The 5,852-nt window shown below is 51.4% G+C and carries 1 protein-coding gene; it reads left to right on the top strand.

Annotated elements, in window-relative coordinates; all coding sequences use genetic code 11:
* Positions 1-335: 335 nt before the first annotated feature.
* On the top strand, positions 336-5,852 hold a 5,517-nt coding region (locus tag K2G43_RS02235; protein ID WP_300152858.1), incomplete at its 3' end, for an MG2 domain-containing protein.

The raw sequence follows: 5,852 nt of genomic DNA, 5'->3' as shown, positions 1-5,852 counted from the left end.
TAGGGAGTGGAGTTTGTCCGAAGAACGTCCGAAGCCGAATAGGCCCTGGTAGGGGTAGGATTAGGCGCAGACAGGAAAAGCCGGGGGAGAATAAAGAAAGGACGTTTTTTCATCGGGACTTGCAGGCCGCAAAAAGAAAGATAGAAAATACTTTACATGCAATTAAGTAGATTGAACAAATCGTTCAGCAGACAAAATAAAATTCATATAAGCCTGCAATGAAAAGTTGTGGTCAGATTGCATTTTTTCTGCAAAAATCATCCGTCATAAAATAAATCTCTGTAACTTTAGCCTTTGTAAACATAGCGATAATCGTTTAAATGGAGAAATATATCATGAAACGAACCAACCCCCTGCTTCGGATAGTTGAAAAACTATTCGGTTTTCTACTTGCCATCGGCGTTTTGTCTTCCTGCAACGGCAATCAGGAAGACATTGTTCCTTCTGCCGAATATGCCCCTTATATAAATGCCTATACGGGAGGCGTCATTTCACAAAATTCCAGCATCCGCATCGAATTGGCGCAAGACCAGATGATGGTGGATTTGAACAATGCATTGGAAAAGAACCCGTTCAGCTTCTCACCATCCCTGAAAGGAAAAGCCTATTGGAGCAGCAACAACACCCTTGAATTCGTACCCGAAGAGGGGGCGTTGCAATCGGGCAAACTCTATACAGGCACCTTCCGGTTAGGAGACTTTTTGGAGGTGGGCAAGCGCTTGAAAGAGTTTAAATTTACCTTCCGGGTACAGGAACGCAATTTCACCCTGCACCCCCAACCCATCTCTGTCACAGCTACCCGACCGGACCATGCCGATGTAAAAGGAGAGCTGCGTTTCAGCGACATCGTAAAAAAGGAAGAAGTAGAAAAAATTATATCCGCTCATAGCAGCCGAAAAGAGATTCCGCCCCTCAAGATTGTCGCGACCGACAGTCCCACCCGTTATCTGTTTGAAATAAACGACCTTCCCAAAGACAAAGAGGCGTATGACCTGCATATCACAGCAGACGGAGCAGCTGCCGGAATAGATTGCCAAGCTGCAGAAACGATACAAATCCCTGCCAAAGACAGCTTCCGGTTCCTTTCAGCCGAACGCATCGAACAACCGGAGAACGGGATTGAAATCACCTTCTCAAATCCGGTTTCCATAACCCAGGACTTAAAAGGACTGATTGAAATTCCGGAAGTCCCCTCTTCGATATTCCAAATCAAAGAGAACAAAGTATATATCTATTTTGAAGCCAACCAGCTGAACCGGATAACGCTCCAAATAAGCCAGGGAGTCAAGGATTATCGGGAGAAACCGCTTGCTGCCTCCCACTCCATCTCCTTCGGCGAGCTCAACCTCAAGCCGCAGGTAGAGATGGACAATTCCGCCGCTATCCTGCCCGATTCAAAGAGTCTGGTCATCCCGTTCCGGGCGGTCAATCTCTATGCGGTGGATTTAAGCGTCATCCGCATCTTTGAAAGCAACGTACTGATGTTCATGCAGACCAACACACTCTCCTCTACCAACGAACTGCGCCGTTCGGGAAGATTGGTCTATAAAAAAACACTCTGGCTGGACAAAGACGGTTCCAAGAACATACATCGTTGGGGAGACTACTCCATCGACCTTGCCGGACTCATCCGGCAAGAGCCGGGAGCCATCTACCGGGTCATCTTGTCCTTCCGGCAAGAATACTCCGCCTATCCCTGCGGAGAAGCGGAAAACAAACAGATAAAGTTTGCCGACAACACCGCCTCAAACGGAATCATCTCCATCGACAGATCGGCTGTTTCCGAAACCGAAGAAGCCGATTGGGACATACCGCAAAGCTATTTTTACTACAACGGCGGCATTAAGATGGACTGGCAGATGTATGACTGGAAAGAACGGAACAATCCCTGTCACCCTTCTTATTACATGAGTTCGGACCGGGCTGCCTCTTGCAATGTGCTGGCTTCCAATTTAGGCATGATTGTAAAGAAGAACTCGCTGAACAAGTTATGGATCACCGTCAACAACATACTGGACACCAAGCCTGTAAAGAACGCCCGAATAACCGCCTATAACTTCCAGTTGCAACCCGTAGGAACGGCCGAAACCGATGACGAGGGATTTGCCGAAATCACTCCCAAAGGGGTTCCTTTTATCATGGTGGCCGAAGCTGAAAAGCAAAAAGCCTACGTCCGCGTGGCAGATGGCGAAGAGCAATCTGTCAGCCGATTCGACGTAGGTGGCAAAGAGGTGCAAAAAGGACTGAAAGGATTCATCTACGGCGAAAGAGGGGTCTGGAGACCGGGAGATACCCTACACATCGCCTTCATCTTAGAAGACCGGGGCAAAAGGATTCCCGACCGGCATCCCGTTGCACTGGAAATATACAACCCGCGAGGGCAAATCCATACAAGAGCAGTCTCCACGCAAGGAACAAACGGATTTTACACCTTCCATGTACCTACCCAGGCCGAAGATCCGACGGGGCTTTGGAACGCATACGTCAAAGTGGGCGGCACCGCCTTCCACAAAAGCCTGCGCATAGAGACCGTCAAGCCGAACCGTCTGAAGATGGACCTGCAACTGCCGCAAGACATCGTGCAGGCATCGGCCAAGGAAATCCCCGCCCGGCTATCCGCCGCATGGCTGACAGGTGTCACAGCCTCGCAACTGAAAGTCCGGACAGAGATGTCCTTATCCAAAGTGAACACCCAGTTCAAGAACTACGGAGAGTATATCTTCAACAATCCTGCCACAGAATTTGCCACCGTCAAGACAGAAGTCTTCAAAGGTACGCTGGACAAGGAAGGAAAAGCCACCTTCTTGCTGAAACTGCCGAACGCCGTCCATGCACCGGGTATGCTCAACGCGACATTGACCACCCGCATATTCGAACCGGGCGGAGATGCCAGCATCTTTACCCGGAGTGTACCTTTCTCACCGTTCGCCTCCTACGTCGGCATCAACCTGAACCGGCCGAAAGGGAAATACCTGGAGACCGACAAGGAACATCGGTTCGACATTGTAACGGTGGACGACAAGGGCCGTGCAACCGACCGTTCCAACCTGGAATATAAAATTTACCGCATCGACTGGAGCTGGTGGTGGGAGAATCAGGAAAAGTCTTTCGGCACTTACATCAACAACAGCTCCATCACGCCGGTAGCCAGCGGAACCCTGCAAACTTCCGGCGGGAAAACCAGCCTCAAATTCCGCGTGGACTACCCGGAATGGGGACGCTATCTGGTCTATGTAAAAGACAAGGAAAGCGGCCACGCCACCGGAGGAACCATCTACATAGACTGGCCCGAATGGCGCGGACGTTCCAACAAGGCAAATCCCAGCGGCATCAAGATGCTGGCTTTCTCCTTAGACAAGGATTCATACGAAACCGGTGAGACGGCAACCGCCATCATTCCTACCGCTGCCGGAGGACGCGCACTGGTGTCTTTAGAGAACGGAACCACCCTCCTGAAACGCGAATGGATTGAAGTAAGCGACCAAGGCGACACGAAGTATTCATTCAAAATCACTCCGGAGATGGCACCCAACGTCTATCTGCACATCAGCCTGCTGCAACCCCATGCACAGACCGTAAACGACTTGCCGATACGCATGTATGGAGTGATGCCGGTAGCGGTTACCGACAAGCAAACGATGCTGCAACCGCAAATCGACATGCCCGAAGTACTGCGTCCTGAAACCGACTTCAAAGTCACCGTCAGCGAAAAGGAGGGAAAACCCATGACCTATACATTGGCCATCGTAGATGACGGCTTACTGGACCTGACCAACTTCAAGACCCCCGACCCGTGGAATGAGTTTTATGCCCGCGAAGCATTGGGAATCCGCACGTGGGACATGTACGACGATGTATTGGGCGCTTCTGCCGGAAGATACCCCCTGTTCAGCACCGGAGGAGACGAAACGCTGAAACCTGCCGATGCCAAGGCAAACCGCTTTAAACCGGTAGTGAAATTTATCGGGCCTTTTTACATCGGGAAAGGGAAGAGGCAGACACATACCTTGAAGCTGCCCATGTACGTAGGTTCTGTACGCACCATGGTCATAGCCGGACAAGACGGAGCCTACGGAAAGGCGGAAAAGAGTTCGTATGTGCGGACACCGTTAATGCTGCTTTCCACACTGCCGCGTGTATTGAGCACACAAGAGGAGATCAGCGTCCCGGTAAATGTCTTCGCCATGGAAAAAGGCGTGAAAGAAGCAATTGTGTCCATTCAGGCTTCCGGTGGAGGAGTACAAGTGACAGGCAATAGCCGGCAATCCGTCACTTTCACCCAACCGGGCGACCAACTTGTCTTCTTCCAATTGAAGACCGGCAACCGGACAGGAAAAGCCACTATCCAACTGACAGCCCAAGGAGGAGGACAACAAGCCAAAGAGACAATTGAAATAGAGGTCCGCAACCCCAATCCGGCCGTAACACTTCGCAGCAGCGAGTGGATAGGAGGAGGAGGAAATGCCACCCTCGCCTATACGCTGCAAGGAGCGACGGCCGCCAACAACCGCCTCCGTCTGGAAGTGTCGCGCATACCGTCGATAGACATCAGCCGCAGGTTCGACTTCCTTTATGAGTACCGGCACAACTGCACCGAGCAGCTGACCTCCAAAGCTCTACCCCTGCTGTTCGTCAGCCAATTCAAGGCCATAGACGAGAAAGAGAGTGAGAAGATAAAGGCAAACGTACAAGAAGGAATTCGCCAGCTCTATGCACGCCAGCTCTCCAACGGAGGATGGGTCTATTGGCCGGGAAATTCCACTGCCGACGAATGGATAACCTCCTACGCCGGCATGTTTCTGGTGTTGGCACAGGAAAAAGGGTATGCCGTCAACCAGCATGTACTGAATAAATGGAAGCACTTCCAACGTGCCGCCGCCCAGAATTGGCAGAAGACCAAGCAAAACGATGAATGGCTGCAAACACAGAGCGAACTGCAACAGGCATTCAGGCTCTACACCCTGGCACTGGCGGGCGCCCCGGAACAGGGAGCCATGAACCGGATGAAAGAGCAACCGGGATTGTCCGTACAAGCCAAATGGAGGTTGGCAGCCGCATACGCGCTGATCGGCAAGATGAAGCCTGCGGGAGAACTGGTATTCAACATCCAGACCACCGTCGCCCCATATTCCTCGCAAAACTCCGTTTATGGCTCATCGGATCGCGACGAAGCCATGATTCTGGAGACACTGCTCCTTATGAACCGCGAACAGGAGGCCCTGAAACAGGCCAAAGTCGTTTCACAAAACTTGTCCCGGGAAGAGTGGTTCAATACCCAATCCACCGCTTATGCCCTGATGGCTATGGGACGATTGGCAGAGAAGTTGTCCGGCACACTGGACTTCACCTGGAGCCTGAACGGAAAAGAGCAACCGACCGTGAAATCGGCTAAAGCCGTATTTGAGAAGGAACTCCCGCCAACACCGCATGCGGGAAAAATCACATTGAGCAACCGAGGAAAGGGAGCTTTGAGTGTGGATCTCATCACACACATGCAGCTGTTGAATGACACATTACCTGCCATAAGCAAGAATCTGAGCCTGGACGTGAAATATACCGAAATGAACGGTGCCCCCCTTTCCATCGCCGACATCTGGCAAGGAACCGACTTCATGGCCACCGTTACGGTAAGCAATACCAGCGGAACGTCCGATTACAGCAATCTGGCGTTGACCCACATCCTGCCTTCGGGATGGGAACTATACAATGAACAGGTGAACGCCACTTCCACAGCACCCTCTACCCGCAACTATACCTATCAGGATGTCAGGGATGACCGCGTGCTGACCTACTTCGACCTGAAGCAAGGCGAATCCAAAAAGTTCACCTTGAGGTTGCAAGCCGCCTACCTT

Source organism: Bacteroides sp. (assembly GCF_029057325.1).
Lineage (GTDB): Bacteria > Bacteroidota > Bacteroidia > Bacteroidales > Bacteroidaceae > Bacteroides.
The sequence above is the reverse complement of the archived record's forward strand: the minus strand, read 5'-3'. Positions and strand labels throughout refer to the sequence as shown.